Origin of the sequence: Paenibacillus sp. FSL R7-0204 (assembly GCF_038002225.1) — a bacterium.
Taxonomy (GTDB): domain Bacteria; phylum Bacillota; class Bacilli; order Paenibacillales; family Paenibacillaceae; genus Paenibacillus_AQ.
Genome location: NZ_JBBOCA010000001.1, coordinates 6,846,449 through 6,864,051 on the forward strand (window position 1 = coordinate 6,846,449; position 17,603 = coordinate 6,864,051).

Below are 17,603 nucleotides of genomic sequence, written 5' to 3' on the forward strand. Positions count from 1 at the left end.
CTTCACCCTATTAGTCCTTCAAGCCTCTTCACCCACCCACAGATGAAGAGCTGATGCTCTACTAACTTACTGGAGTCCGTTTGCTGTTAACATTGGCTAACCTCTGTACCACGCCAGAAAAGCCTCCGCCACCGCCTTGCCCGCCGCACCGTTTGGATGCGGGTCGAACTCGTCGCTCATGTATTCCGGCTTAATTCTATGGTCAGCGGGAGCCGCAACAGAGAGCACGGCGGCCATGTCGAATACGCGGTCCACTCCGGCCGGTGGACATGTACGGATGCAATCATTCACTTTCCGCCAATGGATTTCCCGCCCCCCCTCGAAATTGAAAGGTGGCACCGTACTGAGAATTACCGCTGCCTCCGGCTGTGCTTCCTTGATCCGGGAGATAATGTGTGCTAAGTCCCCTAATAATTCATCTGCCGGGCGCTGGCCGATATCCAGATCATTCACGCCCAGCACGATCAGCACTTCATCACCCTGCTGCGCCTTATGCAGCCAAGGTCCGTCCGTGGCTACATCGTAAGCCCGGCCCCAGCCGGAGCCGACGTTCCACAGTCCGAACTGTGTGCCCAGCCCCTCTGCAATTCTTGCCGCCCAGTATGTGTATTGATCCTTGGCCGTCCGTACGCCCTGCGTGATGGAATCACCCAGGAATACCAGCTTCTTTGTTACGCCCTTCTTGTAGCCCAGGAAGCTTGGGAGGACCTGTAGCTTGTCCGATTCTCTGAACGCATCCGCAGACTCCTGAGCGGCCAGATTACCCGGCGCATCATAGCCGGATACCAGCATTCCCTCTACATTGTAGGGGAAGGACTTGCCTGCGTCAGCCGTCTTCAAGGTCCAGGTGAAGGCCAGCATATGCCCCTCCGGCAGCTCCAGAAGCGCTTCGTCGCTCCAGAACTGCCCGCCCGGCTCCACACACCGCGTCCGTCCACCGCCGAAGGTAACCGGTACCTGCGATCCCGGCACAATGCTGCCGTCCGGCGCGGCTCCGCCATCGGCGACATATGCCGCTTCGATGCTCCATTCGCCGCCCGGTTCACTGGCTACGGCATCCGCGCCCAGATCCCAGGTCGAATCCACCGCATTGCTATGCCAGAACTTCAGCGTCAGGCTCCCGTTCTCCCGCAGCCGGATATAGGTGCGGTACGTATGAGTGAACGGCTCCGGCGCGTTCATAATATAATTGGCGGCTGTAGACAGCGCGGTGGCCGAGGTGAACTCCGGCTGGCTCAGTACTCCGCCTAGACTGTTCTCAATATTGTTCATAGTTATCGACTCCTCTATTCTATTTCTGCTACTTTAACCCAACTTTTCCACGACTCCTGCCCGACTAATGTTGCACTATCTGCAACACTGATGCCGTAAAATCGGCTGTTCCGGTGCAATGTTGCACCAAATGCAGGCATTTTGCCGCTGATTGGCCCAAGGAAGCTGAAATGCTGCATTTTGGACAACAATTCGCCATAGCCCTGCTCCTGCTGCGGGGAATGTTGCATTCCTGGCAGCAATTAGCCCGTTGTGGCTCATCGTGTGTGACATTGCACTCCCCCATAGCCGCCAATCCCCAAAAAGCTCCCCGATCCAGGAGACTAATGTCCCCTGTCATCAGAGAGCTTGGTTACTTAAGCACACAGCCATAGGCTAAGCCAGCGTGCGGGCGTGTTAATTCGGTCTATAGTTGTGTTAATTCCGTCTATAGTTCACTTATTTCAGCGTAATCGTGAACGAAACGGACTTCTCGCCCGCGCCCACGCTCACTGTAGTCTCATCTACCTTCTCAGCACCTTCCACGGAGGCAATAGCGCCAAGATCCTTCACCGCCAGAGTGAATGCTTTGCCGCTGCCTTCGGCAGTTACTTTTACAGTGCTGCCGCTGCGTACAGCCTTCACCTTCAGCTCAGGAACACCATTCAGATCACGGACCGTAGCTGATGCAGACTTGCCATCCTCCAGAGCGTACAGTCCGAACTTCACACCATCGGCAAAATCATAATCCGGGCGGCTGTCCTCACTGCCGAGCGCTAGCAGGGAATTCTGACGGACGAACAGCGGCAGGCTGAAGAAGTCATGCTTCTCCTTGCGCCATGATCCGCCCTGTACGGTCTCGCCGTTCAACAGGTGTGTCCAGCGGCCGGCCGGCAGGTAATACTTCACTTCGCCGTTCTCCTGGAAGATCGGAGCGACCAGCAGGGAATCGCCCAGCATGTACTGGCGGTCCAGCACCTCACACGTCGGATCTTCCGGGAATTCCATTACCATCGCACGCATCGAGGCCCAGCCCTGCTCATGTGCCTGTCCGGCTACATCATACAGGTAAGGCATCAGGCTGCACTTCAGCTTAGTGAAGAAGCGGGTAACGTCCACAGCTTCGTCGTCGTACGCCCAAGGCACACGATACGAGGTGCTGCCGTGCAGGCGGCTGTGGCTGGAGAGCAGGCCGAAGGCCAGCCAGCGCTTGAAGACATGCGCCGGAGCGGTGTTCTCGAACCCGCCGATGTCATGGCTCCAGAAGCCGAAGCCGGACAAGCCGAGCGACAGGCCGCCGCGCAGGCTCTCTGCCATCGATTCATAGTCAGCGTAGCAGTCACCGCCCCAGTGAACCGGGAACTGCTGCCCGCCGGCTGTGGCGGAGCGTGCGAAGACAGCTGCTTCATTTTTGCCGAGCTTCTCTTCGAGCACTTCAAAGACAACCTTGTTATACAACTGGGTATAGTAGTTATGCATCTTGTACGGATCGGAGCCGTCGAAATAGACCACATCCGTCGGAATCCGTTCGCCGAAGTCTGTCTTGAAGCTGTCTACGCCCATGTCCACCAGGTCACGCAGGTATCCGGCATACCATTCACAAGCCGCAGGGTTCGTGAAGTCGACCAGGCCCATGCCCGCTTGCCAGAGGTCGGTCTGGTAGACGTCGCCGTTGGCTTTTTTGAGCAGATAACCGTTCTTGCGGCCTTCTTCAAACAGCGGGGAGCGCTGTCCGATATAGGAGTTGATCCAGACGCAGATCTTCAGTCCCTTGTCGTGCAGGCGCTTCAGCATGCCCACCGGGTCAGGGAACACACGGGAATCCCACTGGAAATCCGTCCATTGATATTCGCGCATCCAGAAGCAGTCGAAGTGGAATACATGCAGCGGCAGATCTCGCTCCGCCATCCCTTCCACGAAGGAGTTCACCGTAGCTTCATCGTAGTCTGTAGTGAACGAAGTCGTCAGCCACAGGCCGAAGGTCCAGGCTGGGGGCAGCGCAGGTTTGCCGGTCAGGGAGGTGTATTTCGTGATGACCTCTTTAATCGTCGGCCCTTCAATCACGAAGTATTCCAGGCTCTCGCCCGCTACGCTGAACTGGGCCTTCTTCACCTTCTCAGACGCAATCTCATACGATACAAGCTCCGGCTGGTTCACGAATACACCGTATCCCTTGCTCGTCACATAGAACGGAATATTCTTGTACGCCTGCTCAGAGCTTGTACCGCCGTCTTTGTTCCACAGATCGACCACCTGGCCGTTTTTGACAAAAGCCGTAAAGCGCTCGCCCAGACCATACACGAATTCTCCAACGCCCAGATCCAGCTCCTCACGCATGAAGGTGTTGCCGTCCTGATCCGTGATGTAGGCCATCGATTTGTAACCGCTGCCGGTAATGCGCTCATCGCCGCGGTAGAAGTCCACGGACCAGTGTGTGCCCTTGTTGATGACCACGCGAAGTCCGCCGCTGATCAGCACCGTCTGCGCCTCTGTCTCCTCGATTTCCACGTGATCGCCGGTTCCCTCAGTCAGCTCAAACGAAGGTCCGCGTGGAATAACGCCGTCGTTATGAATAATTTTGACGCCCACCACGCCTGGAAGCGGGGAATGGAATTTCACCGTCAGCAGTGTGGAGTTGAGTGTCGCCGAACGTCCCGTGATGGGAGTTGTCTGCGTGATGGCGGTCAGGCCTTCCTCGGTTTTTTCTACTACATAGTTCTGCACTGCACCATTGATTGTAATTCCGTCACGAACCAGCCATAAGCCGTCTGTAAATTTCATATGTGCACTTGCCACCCTTCGATTTGGTGTATATAGTTGCATTATACCGATAATAAAATCTCAAAACTAATAATATATAGCTCATTTATAACACTATTTTGACGTCATCAGATAAGGAGGCCCCTAATGGACCGTACCTCGCAGCGCTTGCTCAAAGAAGACCGCGAACACGGGGATGTCATGTTCCCCCTGGCTGCCTACTGGATCGACCTCCCGGCCGGAGCGCATGTCCTGGACACCCACTGGCATGAGGAAGCCGAGTTCTTCCTGCTGCTGGAAGGCGAGATTCTGTTTCAGGTGGACACCGACTATTTCACGCTTCGCCCCGGTGAGGCAGTGTTCATTGAATCCGGGGATATCCACGCCGCTCACGCGCTTACGGAGACCCCCTGCCGCTTCTGCGCCCTTGTCTTCCACCCCGACCTGCTGGCCAGCGCCCAATTTGATACCATCCAGCAGAGCGTCATTCTGCCGCTTCAGGAGAAACGCCAGAGCTTTCCGCGCCACCTCACCCCTTCTGTTCCCTGGCAGGCGGAGCTGCTGCTGCATCTGAACCGCTTGATGAACGCGTATGATCAACAAATGCCCGGATTCGAAGCTTTTATGAAAGGAACCCTGCTGATTATGCTCTCACAGATTACGCAGCCGGGGCGCTTCGTCAACCACAGCCAGTCCGAAGGCGCGGAGCCCACGAAGATTGACCGCCTGAAACGGGTGATTCTTTATATCCAGGACAACTACCAGGAGCCGATCCGTACCCGTGACCTGTCGGGGCTGATTCCGATGAGCGAAGGGCAATTCTGCCGTTTTTTCAAAAGCATGACCCGCAAGACACCTGTCGATTACATCAACTCCTACCGGGTCCGCCAGGCCGCAGCCCTGCTGAAGCAGGGGGACCGCAAAATCTCCGATATTGCCATGGATGTCGGCTTCGACAACGTCAGCTACTTCATCAAAGTGTTCCGCAAAGTTATGAACTGCTCGCCTTCGGAATTCCGCAAGGACGCCAGTCCCTTCGCCGGGCAGAATCAGCTATATCCGTAGGCTGAACCCCGCTCCCAATCTTTTTCCTGCTTACGGTTGCCCGGATACGTTTAAGTTAGTGTATGGATGACCACGGCACCTGCCGCTTCGGCGGTAGCCTAATGGCTCATTCCGGTGGACATGCCGTTCCCCGCTAATCTACTTACAGGAGGCAGATATTCATGAATCAACATGTTACCTTGCCAATTGAGGTACAGGACTTCTACAATGCAGTGAACCAATACCAGCCCGACGCTCTGATCGAATTGTTCGCTCCCGGCGCTACCGTGAAGGATAACGGGAAGTCGGCCGAAGGCACAGAAGCCATTGCGGCTTGGGGAGAATCCGAGCTATTCTCTGCTAAGGTCCGCTTTACTATTATGGAAATTGAAGAAATCCAGGGCCGCATTGCGGTGACCGCTGAGATGGAGGGTGAGTTCAATAAGAACCGTGTCCCCGCCCCGCAGCAGTTCACTCATGAATTCAAGGTACAAGGCGGTAAAATCAGCGAGCTGATCATCACGCTTAAATAGGCCTATAGTGTTCTTCCCTAACAAAACAGGCTGTCCCGTAAGTCAGAAATGACTAGGGACAGCCTCTTTTGTTCAACCTGCCTTACGAACCACAATGAAGCAAGTGCTATCTGGCAGCGGCACAGGCTCTCCGCTCTCACCCATAATCTTAACCCTGTTCTCCAGTGCCTCCGTATATCCCTCCTGCAAATAATGACGGAGGACCTCTATCTTCGCCCGGTCCCCAAGCGTCTGCTGAATGAATGCGGAGTACTGCGAGGGTGTGAAATAACCGAACTGCTCCTGAACCTCATGAATGTAAGCTTCCTCCCCCCAGGTGTAGGTATAGAGGAATTCCATCGCATCATTTACCGGCATCAGAACCTCCTGTTCGCCAAGCTGTTCATAACGGATATTCCGTCCGGCAAAATCCTTCGCATACCGTTCCAGCCACGCCATGCCGTCCGTCTCCAGAAACCGTACGCGGCGCTGCTGCTCCTCAGGCTCGCTCATAATACCGTCACGGATAATAATCGTCCCGCCATCTGCCAGTACATCGAAGGCGCTGGTCAGCGCTGCCGCCACCGTGCCGTGATTGAACTTCCGGCCGTCAAACGGCACATAGGAATACAGCTCATGCAGAATCGATGAGAAAATCACCGTGTCCACCGTGCCCGGCTCCACATAATCCTTCAGGTTCAGGGCATCGCCCTGGAGCACCTCCCAGCGGCGGCCCTCCCGCTGCTTGCGCTGCCGCAGCGCTTCAATCACATTGCTTGAGATATCAATCCCCACCGGCACGGCCTCCGGCATCCGCTCCTCAATCAGATCGAGCAGCACCCCGCCGCCGGGTCCGATGTCCAGCACCTTCCGTCCGGTAACGTAGTCCAGAATCACTGCCTTATAGTCAGCCGTATCATTCATCTGGCTTAAATACGTGTCCTCGTTGTGGAAGCGGTCGAAGGCGTCCCGCCGCAGATCGAACAGGTCGAACAGCAGCAGGACCGCCCGCTCATACAGCGCCGACTTCTCGGCCTCTATGCAGAACTCAATCAGCTTCTCCGCTGCCGCTGAGAACTCAAAATGGAAGAATAGCGTATCCGGCAGATGTTCCTTGCCCAGCAGCCGGTGCGTAAGATGCGGGTTGCTGCCGGAAGGCTTCACGCCGCTGTAGATCTCCTCCCAGCCCAGCTCCGAGAGATATTTCTCAATAATCCGTTTTTTATAGACATTGATCTTCTTGCTGCCCTTGTAGTCATAATGAATACTGTTCATGACCGCCTCGAAGCTCAGATGGCTTAGCTGAAGCGGGCCGCTGCCGGCCACCAGACTCATGACCTTCAGGAACTGCTCCAGCGAGAAGGTCTGGAGTGCCGACTCCACATACCAGAAGGTGGCAGGCTGCAGCGGATCCAGCGCAGCAGGGAGGAAGCCCTCCTGTACCAGCCTGTCCCACTCCGCCTCATAATCCTCCCCCTGGGCAATGGACCCGGCGCGCATTCTCCGCAGACGCTCCTTCATCGGGACCTCAGGCTGCAGATTTCCTGAAGCAATAACAGCAATCAGCTCCATGACCTGCAGGCGGACCTCCTGCCACAGCTCCGGGGATACCGCAGCAATGATGCAGTGATTCAGCGCGAACAGAAGCCGCTCCAGCTCTTCTGCGCCCAGCAGTCCCTGCTCCACCAGTGCGGACAACGGAAGATTGACGGAAGGCGGAACCTCGCCGCGGATTTGCTGTCCAATCAGCCCGTGAGTCTCAATCAGCGTATGTATCACCCGTCTCTTCTCCGCAGAGCCTGCCTCGTCCCGCTTCAACCCTTCCGCATACCGCCGGTATAACTCCGCGGAGCCGATATTATGAACGAAAATATTAATGCCCTCTTCCTGCCAGCTCCGGCGCTGACGGAGAGTCCCCCCCTTGGCCGTCTCCGACCAGATCAGCGTCTCCTCGGCCAGCTCCTTGATCCAGTACGACAGCGGCAGACTGTCCAGCACCCGCAGGCTCCGCTCCACATAATCCAGCACCGGATTCTGCTGCGCAAGCGACTGCAGCGATTCTACCCGCTCCAGGTTCACAATCGTCTGCTCCGCCTGCACGATGGACTCCAGCCATGGATAGCCTTCTCCGGCAGGCCACCCTCCTTCACGATACGCCTCTATAGCCCGTAATGATTTCAGCATTTGCATGCCTCCCTATGTAATAGCAATCTATATACAATAGCCCATGTACTTCAGGTTTGAATCAGAAGCTCTGACGAATTGAACAAACCGCAAGCTTCTGGATAGAAGCTTGCGGCTGCGGAGAGCTCTTGTTCAATTGTATCAGATTTATGGCCGGGAATCAGATCCACTCATTTCACGCCTGCCATGAATTCTCTGTAATACTTGCCAATCTCTTTGGACAGCGTATGGTGCAGATAATGACCGCCTTCGAGCGGCACCAGCTTACCGTACACGGAATCCTTCACCTGTTCTTCATGCAGCTGCATCCAGCCCTCAACATCGGTATTATTCGACTGTACGAAGAGCAGCAGCGGAAGCTCTTTGGGGAAGGTCAGCGCCTGGGCTGCTGTGAAATTCTCCTTGAAATGGTCGATCTCATTCATGACAGTGTCATTGTTTAAATTCTTTGTGGCGATCATTTTCATCTGCTGCTTGGTATGCTCGTCGAACGGAAGCCCGGCATACGGGTCGGGGCCTATCTTTTGGAGCAATCGCATGATGCCGGATTTGTCGAGGAACTTCAGCGTCCCCACCGGTATTTTATCGTCCAAGCCCCCTTGGTTCGGCACACTGCTGTCGATTCCTACAAAAGCCTGCACTTCATCCTTATACTTGTTCACATAATCCAGCCCGTAGATTCCGGCGATGGAATGTCCCATAAGCGTGTAACGCTTGATTCCAAGCTGCTGCAATGCTTCATGAATCTCACTGACGATATTGTCCGAGGTCCGTTCCTTATCTGTCCGGTCACTTAAGCCATAGCCGAACGGCTCCACCACGACTACTTTGTAATTAGGGGACAGCTCGTCTACCAGCGGTTTGAAGTCAAGTGCAGGCGCCCCGGTGCCATACCCCGTCAGCAGCACCACGGTCTCCTCACCCGATCCCTGGATGAGTACATTCATCTTCTTGCCGTCTACAGGCACCAACTGGCCATAGGGTTCAATCTTCTTGAGCTCCGATTTGCTGCTGATGATATTGACCACAAATACTACGGCAAAAAACAATACAATCACAATCAGCAATACCGCTATAGACTTAAGCAGGATTCTGAGTCCTTTTTTCATTATACAATCACCTGTCCTTATGAATCGAATGTGTTGCTTGAATCAACTGCTAAGGATAGCTTATACAATGAAAATGTACTCCCCGTGACGGTAGTATGAACGGAGGATGAACGGAAGAAATAATCTAATTCGCCGGTGTGTTCAGCGGCAGCGTTACAATGAAGCATGTGCCTGCGCCGAGCTCACTCTCGACCCGGATATCCCCTTGATGAAGCAGGACGATCTGCTTCACGATCGCCAGCCCCATCCCGCTGCCGTTATACTTGTTGCTGTGGGAGCGGTCCGCCTTGAAGAAGCGTTCGAAGATCCGCTTCTGGTCCTCGGGGGCGATCCCGATGCCGGTGTCGGATACACGAACGGTCACATTTTTATTATCTTGATCCGTATGGACACTGATTACTCCCCCATCCCCGGAGAACTTAATGCTGTTCCCCAACAGGTTCGTCCATACCTGGTTCAACAGGTCGTAATCCGCCGTCAGCACGGCAGGCGTCAGCTGAAGATCGAAGGTGATGCGGCGGGCCGACCATTGCGGCTGAAGGGCAACAATCACGCGCCGGATCTGTTCATCCAGGCTGAAGGTCGTGAACCGAAGCTGCTGGGACTGCGATTCAAGCAGACTCAGCTTCAGCAGACTGTCGCTCATCTTGGACATGCGCTCGGCTTCCCCGATGATGATATCGAGATAGCGGTTCCGTTCGCTCTCCGGGATATCCATCTGCTTCAGCGCCAGGGCATAGCCGGAGATGGAGGTCAGCGGCGACTGCACCTCATGGGATACATTCGACACGAAGTCACGACGCATCTGCTCCAGCTGCTGCAGATCATGCGTCATCTCCTCGAAGCTGCGCGCGAGAGTACCAAGCTCTCCGTTCTGCTTGATGTTCAGCTTCACGTTGAAGTCCCCGGCCGCGATCCTGCGCGTCGCGTTGGTCAGCTTCTTAATCGGGCGGACCAGGAACATCGCGGCCACCAGAATCACAAGGCTCCCGGATACCAGCGAATAGAGCGCAAAATTCAGCAGCCATTTCACCACAAATTCGGTAGACGGGGGACCGACAGGCTCTACAAACAATGCTTCTGTGCCCGTCTCCGTAGTTAATTGCAGTCCCAGGAGGCTGACCGAGATGCCCGACGGATTAACCTTAACGATGCCGCCAGCCAGCACCTGCTCCACTTGCCCCCTAGTTACGGTCTCCAGCTTAAGGCCGTCAGGCCCGCCATAAGACCGGACCCCGCCGTTCTCATCATAAATCCGCACATGGTAGGTCTCAAGCTGCTTCAGGCCCGATACCAGCTTGTCGGCTTCATTCAGCGGGAAGGTATCATAGATCTGTACGACATCTTGTGCGAAGCGCAGCATGAGCACCTGCAGATTCTCGTTCAATTCATCTTTGTATATCCAGATCGACAGATTGAAGGAGATCACCGTCCCCCCGATGACGGAGACCAGAAAGGTCAGGACCACACGGGTATATAAGGACTTGATCATTCAGTAACCTCAAGCCGGTAGCCCAGCCCCCGTACAGTCTCGATCCGAAAATCCGGCGAAGCCGCAAACCGTTCACGCAGGCGCTTGATATGTACATCTATCGTCCGGTCATCTCCTGAGTAATCAATACCCCAGATCTGGTCGATCAGTTGCTCGCGGGTGTAGACCTGCCCTGGTGTTCCAGCCAGCTTATACAGCAGCTCGAACTCCTTCAGCGGCAGGGACAACGTTTCAGCCCCGTTCATCACCTTGTAGGTCTGCCGGTCCAGCGTTACCTCTCCGATACGGATCGTATGCGACTTGCCGATTCCCGAGCGCTTCAGCAAGGCTCTGACCCGGACCGTCAGCTCCAGCGGATCAAAGGGCTTGGTCAGATAATCATCGGTTCCCAGCTCGAATCCCTTCACCTTCTCCCAGGTTTCCCCCTTTGCCGTCAGCATTAACAGCGGCAGCTCCGGGTCTGCTCTGCGAAGCTCCTTGCATAGCGCCCAGCCGTCCATCACCGGCATCATAATATCCAGGATGACCAGATCTACCTGTGTTCTCGCATAGACCGCCAGCGCCTCTTGGCCGTCTGCCGCTTCGGCGGTATCGAATCCGTCATTGCGCAGAAATAGGCAGACAAGCTCGCGTATATTCGCATCGTCGTCTGCAACAAGTATAATAGGCATCTATTCCCTCTTTTCGTATGATCCGGCCTTATAAAGCTCTCTTCCCTCTAGCATCACCCTGCTGCCTTGCCGGTATGCACCGGCACCAACATCCGCTCCGGCCTCGCGCTCCGGCTAGGTGCCGAACCGCTGCCGGTAGCCGCATTTGCGGCACAGCTCCTCAACAGCTTCCCGGCGCGAGAAGCCGTAGAACAGATTATTCGCCCGTTCCCCCTCGACAATCTCGGAGAACGGCTGCTCATGAATATTGCCGAGGTTAATCACCCCTTCGCCATCCAGACAGCACGGTACAACGGTGCCGTCTACCAGGACCGCCGCCTGGCTGCGCAGCGCATGGCAGAAGCCCTTGCCGTCATCCTCCGGCTCATGCAGCGCCGGCCATCTGAACTCGTGGTCCTGGTTCAGGTACACGCGCGGGGCAATCTTCACGCCGCTGCCGGGGATGACCTTCTCCTCGATCCTGTAGTCAAGCCCGAAGGCCTCCTCCAGCAGAGCCAGCGTCTCACGGTTGCGCTCCTTCTCCAGATTCGTCCGGTTGTCCTCTGTCAGATTCCAGAGCCGGAACGAGACAATGACGCCGCTCGCAGAGACCTCCCGGACGAACTGAATGATCTCTGTAAGATAATCTTCGCGGTTCTCCGAGCCTGCATGGCCGTCGAAGCTGTGCAGCGAGAAGTTCATCTGCCGCAGCGCCGGCTTGCCAAGCAGCTTCGGCCCTGCCTTACGGATCAAAGTACCGTTGGTCGTAATGTTGACCTTGAAGCCCTTGGCATGCGCTGCATCCAGCAGCTCGCCCAGCTTCGGATGCAGCAGCGGCTCGCCTTTGACATGCAGATAGATATGATTGCTATGCGGTTTGATCTCATCAAGAATGGTACCAAACGTCTCCAGCTTCATGAAATTCTTCTCCCGCTCCGTAGGCGGACAGAAGCTGCAGGCCAGGTTGCAGACGCTTGTGATCTCGATGTATACCTTTTTGAATGTCTTCAAGTTCCGCTCCCCATTTCATCCAAAGTGTGGTTTCAGCTGCTTCTAGAGATCCGAAGCATAGCGAAGGCCGATCTGGGCTCTCGCCTCTTCCATCAGCTCTGCCACCGCCAGGGAATTAGCGTGGCTGTTGGTCGCGCTCTCCCGCTGCCCGCTCTTCAGCAGATGAATGAACTCCTCAACCTCATAGTACATTGCCTCATACACCTGCGGGAGCGTAAGCTCCTCGACGGTTCCGTCGCGGTAGTGGATTTTGACCTGATAGGGCTGGTTAATCTTGTCGATAACCATTGTTGCGTTCTCTCCCTGAATCTCGGCAGGCAGATAGGAGTCCGCAATCTTGGAATGCATAATGACCGCCCCCATGTCCGGGTAACGCATCACCATGCTGCCTTCGCCGTCCACACCCGAAGCGAGCATCAGGCCTGCTGCCTTCACTGTATCCGGCTTGCCGAACAAGACCACCATTGGATACAGGCAGTAGATGCCCAGATCCATCAGAGAGCCGTTAGAATATTCAGGATTGAACGCGTTCAGCACCGTCCCCTGGCGGTAAGCATCATACCTCGAAGAGTATTGACAATAACCTGCGAAGTAGCGCCGGACTTGACCCAGCTTATATAAGTTATCCCGGATCACGCCAAAATTCGGCATGAACGTGGATTTCATCGCTTCCATGAACAGCACATCATTGCGGCGCGCAGCGATGATCATCTCCTTCAGCTCCCGGCTGTTGGAGGCCGCCGGCTTCTCACAGAGGACATGCTTGCCGTGATTCAGACAGATCAATGAATGCTCCGCATGCATTGAGTTGGGGCTGGCGATATAGACCGCGTCCACCTCTGCGCTTGATACCATCGCCTCCAGATCCGTATAGATTGAAGCCCCGGCATACTTGGCGGCAAAAGCCTGTCCCTTCTCCTCTGTGCGGGAATACACGGCCGTAAGCAAAAACTCCTCATTCTCAAGTCCCGCCTGTACAAAGCGGTCTGTAATCCAGTTAGTCCCTACAACCCCGAAACGAATAGTCATGAATGATCCCGTCCTTTTTCAATATATATAGAATTTATATGTTTCACGCTATACATTATCCTTCTATTTCTCGCCGAAACGGTACCGTCCTTTATAAGGACGGCAAAGCCGTTTCCACTTGAAATGTCAGCTATAACTGCTATTTTCTCATTCCATGATAGGTATGTCCACTTATATACCGTAATTTCCGACAAATTCCGCTAGATTTCGCTTGTGAAAAAAAGCACCTGAGAATAGGCACAGGATTCACCTTCATTTGTCCAACACCGCCCATCGGACCAAGGGGCCATTCGTCCAGCCTTTACCTCCCGGGGGCCATGCATTAACTCACACAGATCCACTCCACTCTAACTTACCTTGCATCCCACACAGAGACATTCACTCCAACCTAGCCATGCATCTCTACTTAGCCTTGCATTTCCCACAAGCCAGCCTGCAATTGTACTTCGTACAATAGAATCCGGTGTAAAGCTCCCATTTTTCCATTCTGCTGTACTTCGTACAATAGAATTTGGAGTTTGCGCCTGTAGCAGGCCTTCCCCCATAAATCTACTGTATCAAATACAACAGAATTGATTTTAGAGGTGTTTTGGGGACTTTCTATTGTACATAATGCAATCACCTGACTGGCGGAGGCAGGTTAGGTGCAGTATGCAGTTGGCAGAGCGAAATGGCAGTGGCAGTTAGGTACGTGTACTATCCAGTGTCCCACAATACGGGCGACAGCAAACAGCCCCCGCTCATCCCGGCGGGGGCTGTCTACATCCTGCGCGGGCCCACTGGACACGCACCTATTTTACCCGTAAAAAGCCACAAGCTGGCGGACAATCTCCGCCTTATCATGATCGACCACGACCTGATGCTGCGGCTGCTCGAACAGCGCCGAGATCTGAGCCGGGAACTCCTGCTTGATGCCGGTCAAGGCAATCGCCTCGTCGAACTTCGCCGGATGCGCTGTAGCGTAAGCAATACTTACCTCATCCGGGGCACTAAACTTCTCGTACGCAGCTACGCCACATGCCGTATGCGGGTCGAGCAGATAGCCGGATTCCTGCTGGTACTTGCTGATGATTTCCAGACACTGTGCGTTCTTCACGCCCAGCGCCGAGAAGTCCGCCTGTACCCGGGCCAGCAGTTCGCCATCCACCTTAATTGCGCCCTCGCTCTGTAAGGCTGCCATGTACCCTGACAGCTTCTCCGCATCCTCGTCCAGCAGATAATACAGATAACGTTCGAAATTGCTCGCCACCTGGATATCCATCGACGGGCTGTAGGTGCCCGTGAAGCTGCCCGGTTTGTATTCACCGGTAACCACGAACCGTTCGAGGATGTTGTTCTCATTGGTGGCGATGATCAGCTTGTGGATCGGCAGACCCATTTTCTGCGCCAGGTAGCCTGAGAAAATATTGCCGAAGTTGCCCGAAGGCACGCTGATATTGACCTTCTTCTGATCGCTTCCCGGAAGCTGCAGATAAGCATGGAAATAATAGACCGTCTGCGCCAGAATGCGCACGAAGTTAATGGAGTTAATCGCCCGCAGGTGATACCGTCCCTTGAAGTCGAGATCGGCGAACAGCTCCTTGATAATCTTCTGGCAATCGTCGAAGTTGCCTTCTACAGACAGATTCAGCACATTGCTGTCATCTACGGTGGTCATTTGCAGCTCCTGCACCTTGCTGACCTTGCCATGCGGATGAAGGATACAGATCTTGATGCCTTCCTTGCCGCGAACGCCCTGAATGGCTGCAGCACCGGTATCGCCGGAGGTTGCCCCGAGAATATGGATGATCTCACCGCGCACCTTGGCAATGTAGGAGTACAGCTCGCCCATGAACTGCAGCGCCACATCCTTGAAGGCAAACGTCGGCCCATGGAACAGCTCCAGCACATATAGAGAATCGCTCACCCGGTGCAGCGGCGTAACTTCCGGAGCGCGGAAGTTGGCATAGCTGGTGTAGACCATCGAGCGCAGATCATCATAAGGAATTTCGTCATTGGTATAGTAGGAGAAAATCTCAAGGAACAACTCCTGAAAGCTCAGGCTTCTCCATTCCTCCAGCTTCTCCGGGGAAATCACCGGAATCTCAGCCGGCACCATCAACCCGCCGTCATCCGCCAGCCCCATCAGAACTGTATCAATAAAGCCTCTGGCCGCTACCTTGCCTCTTGTGCTTATATACTCCATACCCGTCTCATCCTCCTGAACCCCTCTTTATTTACTGTACATAGTACCACGTTTACGCGTTAAAGTCCGCTGATTCTATAAGATTAAGGCTCACCGGGCTATTTGCCCTGAAGCTCTTTCCAGACGGTTTTGTTGCTGTACTTTTTCTCTGTGCTGACATCCTGGCCGAACCATTCCGGGGCTGTAAAGCCTTCCGCCTCCTCCAGCGAATCGAACTCAACCTCAAGCACCGTTAGCTCCAGCTGGGTATAAAGATCAATCTCCACCGTTGTACCGTTCCATACGCCTGTAATGCGGGTTTTGACCAGCGGGATCGCCTTCACAGCCTCAATCATCTGATTATACAAGCCTGCGGAAATGAAATATTCAATCTCCTGGCGGCTGATGCCCTTGCCATCCTTGAACGTATGCGTGTACGTAACCTCACCCGTGTCCAGATCCGTAATCTTCCGCACCCGCAGCTCCTGCCCGTCCTCAATCGCAAGATACGTCTGGTCAATACTGTGACGGGTCAGCACCTTCAGCTGTCCTTCTTCAATCAGCCGCTCCGGGTATTCCGGCAGCAGGAATTTGCGTTCAATCTCCATAGCCATGCTGTTTCTCTCCTCTGTGTGCGAGCTTTGTGCGAGCGTTAATGTTACATATTATTTATCATCATAGGGGCGGGTCATACGCAAGTCAACCGGAGGGAACGGATTATCCGGGAAAAAATCCTATACCTTCTGCCCGCCTAAGGCATGAATGTTATTCGCTCCCCAAGCCACGATCTCTTCGATTAACGGAACCAATTCCTGCCCGGAGGGGGTCAGGGAATACTCGACGCGAGGAGGCACCTCATGATATTGCTCACGGTGGATAATCCCGTAGTCGATAAGATCCTTGAGGCAGTTGGTCAGGGTGGTTCCGGTGATGCCGTTCAGCCTTCTTTTTAGTTCGTTATACCGGATCGGCCCCTCTTCGCTCAGTAAAGCTAGGATAGGCAGATTCCATTTTCCGCTGATGACATGAAAAGCAAAGGTGGCGGGGCACATCTGCGTTAAGTCGTCCTCATATTTCATAGGCGATTCCTCCATTAGTATATTTTATATACCAGGTATTAAAAACAATAGTACTTGTTAATCTGATTCCGGATATTATAATCATACTACAAGTAGAAACGCTTTGCCGTCCTTTAAATTCTTATATTTTGAAAAAGAAAGTGAGGTAAACAGCTATGAATACAAATCCTATGATCTGTGATCTGAAAACAGGTGTATGCGGGGTCAGCGACGAGGAGCATACCCAAATTATAGATTTCAATCCGCAGCCGCAGCCCAAAGTTACTCTCTATTATGCGACGGATCCGATCTGTTCACACTGCTGGGCCATCGAGCCTACCCTGAACCGGTTTATTCAGCAATATGGCAAGTACTTTGATCTACAGCCTCTGATGGGCGGATTATTAGCCGGGTGGAACGGCTTTGCTGACAAGGCGAATGGAATACAGCAGCCCTCCGATGTAGCGGAGCACTGGAAGGAAGTCGGGGCGCATTACCGCATGCCTATTGACGGTAGCCTGTGGCTGAACAATCCGGTCATGTCCTCTTATCCGCCGTCCAGAGTATTCAAGGTTATCCAGCAGAGACATCCGGGGAAGGAACTGGCCTACTTGCGGAGCGCCAGAGAAGCAGTCTTCGTCTTCAACCGGAATATCGGGGAAGACGAGGTACTCGCGGATATTGTGGATAGTCTGGGATTACCCGGCGATGAGATCATTCAGGCCGCAGGACTAGAAGCGGCTCAGGAGCTGCTGGAGGAGGATTTCCAGAAGGTGGCCCAGCTAGGCGTGCGCGGCTTCCCGACCCTTGTCATGATCAATGAAGAGAACCAAGGCATCAAGCTGGTCGGGTCCCGGACCCTGCAAAACTACGTGGACGCCTTGCAGCAGCTTATCCCTGAGCCTCTTGCTCCTGCCGCTCTACCGGTTATGCCGGAGCTGCTGGCCGAAGGACATCTTCTCTTCTCCAGAGAAATCGAGGCCATGTACGATATCGGGCAGGATGAGGTGGAGGCCTTCACCGCCACTGCGCTTCCCGAGCATTCATACCGTACCCGGCAGATCCTGGGTGAGATGTTCATCGAACCGGCCTGAGGCAGCCGTATTTAACAAACAGCGGTCCCCCGTTTCGGAGGACCGCTGTTTGTTGGATTATACTAAATCATAATGCCCATATACTGAAGCATGGTGCCCATGCGGACTGAGAATCCGCTATTCGGCATAAATAGCCGTTTTTGCCATACCATATGGATTCAGAGGCCCTTATTCGTGCGATTTCGCCTTGAAACGGCCAGCCCGGAAGATAATAAGGTCTTCTGAGTCCGAAAGAACAGAAATCA

General features: G+C 54.2%; 14 protein-coding genes. 3 read left to right on the top strand and 11 right to left on the bottom strand.

What is annotated here, in order from left to right:
* Positions 1 to 96: 96 nt before the first annotated feature.
* On the bottom strand, positions 97 to 1,272 hold the full coding sequence (locus MKX42_RS29585) for an SGNH/GDSL hydrolase family protein (protein WP_340756744.1): 1,176 nt from the start codon (positions 1,270 to 1,272) through the stop codon (positions 97 to 99).
* Between the two features lie 438 nt (positions 1,273 to 1,710).
* On the bottom strand, positions 1,711 to 4,032 hold the full coding sequence (yicI, locus tag MKX42_RS29590; protein WP_340756745.1) for an alpha-xylosidase: 2,322 nt from the start codon (positions 4,030 to 4,032) through the stop codon (positions 1,711 to 1,713).
* Between the two features lie 126 nt (positions 4,033 to 4,158).
* Between yicI and MKX42_RS29595 the strand changes: the two genes are divergently transcribed.
* Together MKX42_RS29595 and MKX42_RS29600 are read left to right on the top strand one after the other, a co-directional pair.
* Complete coding sequence (locus MKX42_RS29595) at positions 4,159 to 5,076, top strand: helix-turn-helix transcriptional regulator (protein WP_340756747.1); 918 nt, start codon at positions 4,159 to 4,161, stop codon at positions 5,074 to 5,076.
* Between the two features lie 161 nt (positions 5,077 to 5,237).
* Positions 5,238 to 5,588: a nuclear transport factor 2 family protein gene (locus MKX42_RS29600; protein ID WP_051494108.1), complete on the top strand. Its 351-nt coding sequence runs from the start codon at positions 5,238 to 5,240 to the stop codon at positions 5,586 to 5,588.
* A 72-nt stretch (positions 5,589 to 5,660) separates the two neighbouring features.
* Here MKX42_RS29600 and MKX42_RS29605 read toward each other — a convergent pair whose 3' ends face one another.
* From MKX42_RS29605 to MKX42_RS29645, 9 genes are all read right to left on the bottom strand, one after another.
* Entirely contained in the window at positions 5,661 to 7,751 is a 2,091-nt protein-coding gene (locus MKX42_RS29605) for a class I SAM-dependent methyltransferase (protein ID WP_340756749.1), read from the bottom strand.
* A gap of 170 nt (positions 7,752 to 7,921) precedes the next feature.
* Entirely contained in the window at positions 7,922 to 8,860 is a 939-nt protein-coding gene (locus tag MKX42_RS29610) for an alpha/beta fold hydrolase (RefSeq protein WP_340756752.1), read from the bottom strand.
* 124 nt (positions 8,861 to 8,984) lie between these two features.
* A complete protein-coding gene (locus MKX42_RS29615; RefSeq protein WP_340756754.1) occupies positions 8,985 to 10,352 on the bottom strand; it encodes a sensor histidine kinase in 1,368 nt (455 codons plus the stop codon).
* On the bottom strand, positions 10,349 to 11,023 hold the full coding sequence (locus MKX42_RS29620) for a response regulator transcription factor (RefSeq protein ID WP_340756757.1): 675 nt from the start codon (positions 11,021 to 11,023) through the stop codon (positions 10,349 to 10,351). The genes MKX42_RS29615 and MKX42_RS29620 overlap by 4 nt, the downstream gene beginning before the upstream one ends.
* A 114-nt stretch (positions 11,024 to 11,137) precedes the next feature.
* Positions 11,138 to 12,013, bottom strand: coding sequence for a radical SAM/SPASM domain-containing protein (locus MKX42_RS29625; protein ID WP_340756758.1), 876 nt, complete (start codon positions 12,011 to 12,013; stop codon positions 11,138 to 11,140).
* A 42-nt stretch (positions 12,014 to 12,055) separates the two neighbouring features.
* Positions 12,056 to 13,042 (bottom strand): Gfo/Idh/MocA family protein, encoded by a 987-nt coding sequence (locus MKX42_RS29630; RefSeq protein WP_340756760.1) that lies wholly within the window; start codon positions 13,040 to 13,042, stop codon positions 12,056 to 12,058.
* 796 nt (positions 13,043 to 13,838) lie between these two features.
* The gene (thrC, locus tag MKX42_RS29635) at positions 13,839 to 15,227 is read right to left on the bottom strand and encodes a threonine synthase (protein ID WP_340756763.1); all 1,389 of its coding nucleotides are present in this window, start codon (positions 15,225 to 15,227) and stop codon (positions 13,839 to 13,841) included.
* A 98-nt stretch (positions 15,228 to 15,325) separates the two neighbouring features.
* Positions 15,326 to 15,820, bottom strand: coding sequence for a CYTH domain-containing protein (locus tag MKX42_RS29640; protein ID WP_340756765.1), 495 nt, complete (start codon positions 15,818 to 15,820; stop codon positions 15,326 to 15,328).
* A gap of 120 nt (positions 15,821 to 15,940) precedes the next feature.
* On the bottom strand, positions 15,941 to 16,285 hold the full coding sequence (locus tag MKX42_RS29645; protein ID WP_340756766.1) for a winged helix-turn-helix transcriptional regulator: 345 nt from the start codon (positions 16,283 to 16,285) through the stop codon (positions 15,941 to 15,943).
* Positions 16,286 to 16,440: 155 nt separating this feature from the next.
* Here MKX42_RS29645 and MKX42_RS29650 point away from each other — a divergent pair, with 155 nt between their 5' ends.
* Positions 16,441 to 17,358 (top strand): DsbA family protein, encoded by a 918-nt coding sequence (locus tag MKX42_RS29650; protein ID WP_340756768.1) that lies wholly within the window; start codon positions 16,441 to 16,443, stop codon positions 17,356 to 17,358.
* Positions 17,359 to 17,603 lie beyond the last annotated feature (245 nt).

What these genes read in the sequence shown, in the direction of transcription:
- MKX42_RS29585 (WP_340756744.1), bottom strand. Translation starts at nt 1,272, where the DNA reads ATGAACAATATTGAGAACAGTCTAGGCGGAGTACTGAGCCAGCCGGAG.
- yicI (WP_340756745.1), bottom strand. Translation starts at nt 4,032, where the DNA reads ATGAAATTTACAGACGGCTTATGGCTGGTTCGTGACGGAATTACAATC.
- MKX42_RS29595 (WP_340756747.1), top strand. Translation starts at nt 4,159, where the DNA reads ATGGACCGTACCTCGCAGCGCTTGCTCAAAGAAGACCGCGAACACGGG.
- MKX42_RS29600 (WP_051494108.1), top strand. Translation starts at nt 5,238, where the DNA reads ATGAATCAACATGTTACCTTGCCAATTGAGGTACAGGACTTCTACAAT.
- MKX42_RS29605 (WP_340756749.1), bottom strand. Translation starts at nt 7,751, where the DNA reads ATGCTGAAATCATTACGGGCTATAGAGGCGTATCGTGAAGGAGGGTGG.
- MKX42_RS29610 (WP_340756752.1), bottom strand. Translation starts at nt 8,860, where the DNA reads ATGAAAAAAGGACTCAGAATCCTGCTTAAGTCTATAGCGGTATTGCTG.
- MKX42_RS29615 (WP_340756754.1), bottom strand. Translation starts at nt 10,352, where the DNA reads ATGATCAAGTCCTTATATACCCGTGTGGTCCTGACCTTTCTGGTCTCC.
- MKX42_RS29620 (WP_340756757.1), bottom strand. Translation starts at nt 11,023, where the DNA reads ATGCCTATTATACTTGTTGCAGACGACGATGCGAATATACGCGAGCTT.
- MKX42_RS29630 (WP_340756760.1), bottom strand. Translation starts at nt 13,042, where the DNA reads ATGACTATTCGTTTCGGGGTTGTAGGGACTAACTGGATTACAGACCGC.
- thrC (WP_340756763.1), bottom strand. Translation starts at nt 15,227, where the DNA reads ATGGAGTATATAAGCACAAGAGGCAAGGTAGCGGCCAGAGGCTTTATT.
- MKX42_RS29640 (WP_340756765.1), bottom strand. Translation starts at nt 15,820, where the DNA reads ATGGCTATGGAGATTGAACGCAAATTCCTGCTGCCGGAATACCCGGAG.
- MKX42_RS29645 (WP_340756766.1), bottom strand. Translation starts at nt 16,285, where the DNA reads ATGAAATATGAGGACGACTTAACGCAGATGTGCCCCGCCACCTTTGCT.
- MKX42_RS29650 (WP_340756768.1), top strand. Translation starts at nt 16,441, where the DNA reads ATGAATACAAATCCTATGATCTGTGATCTGAAAACAGGTGTATGCGGG.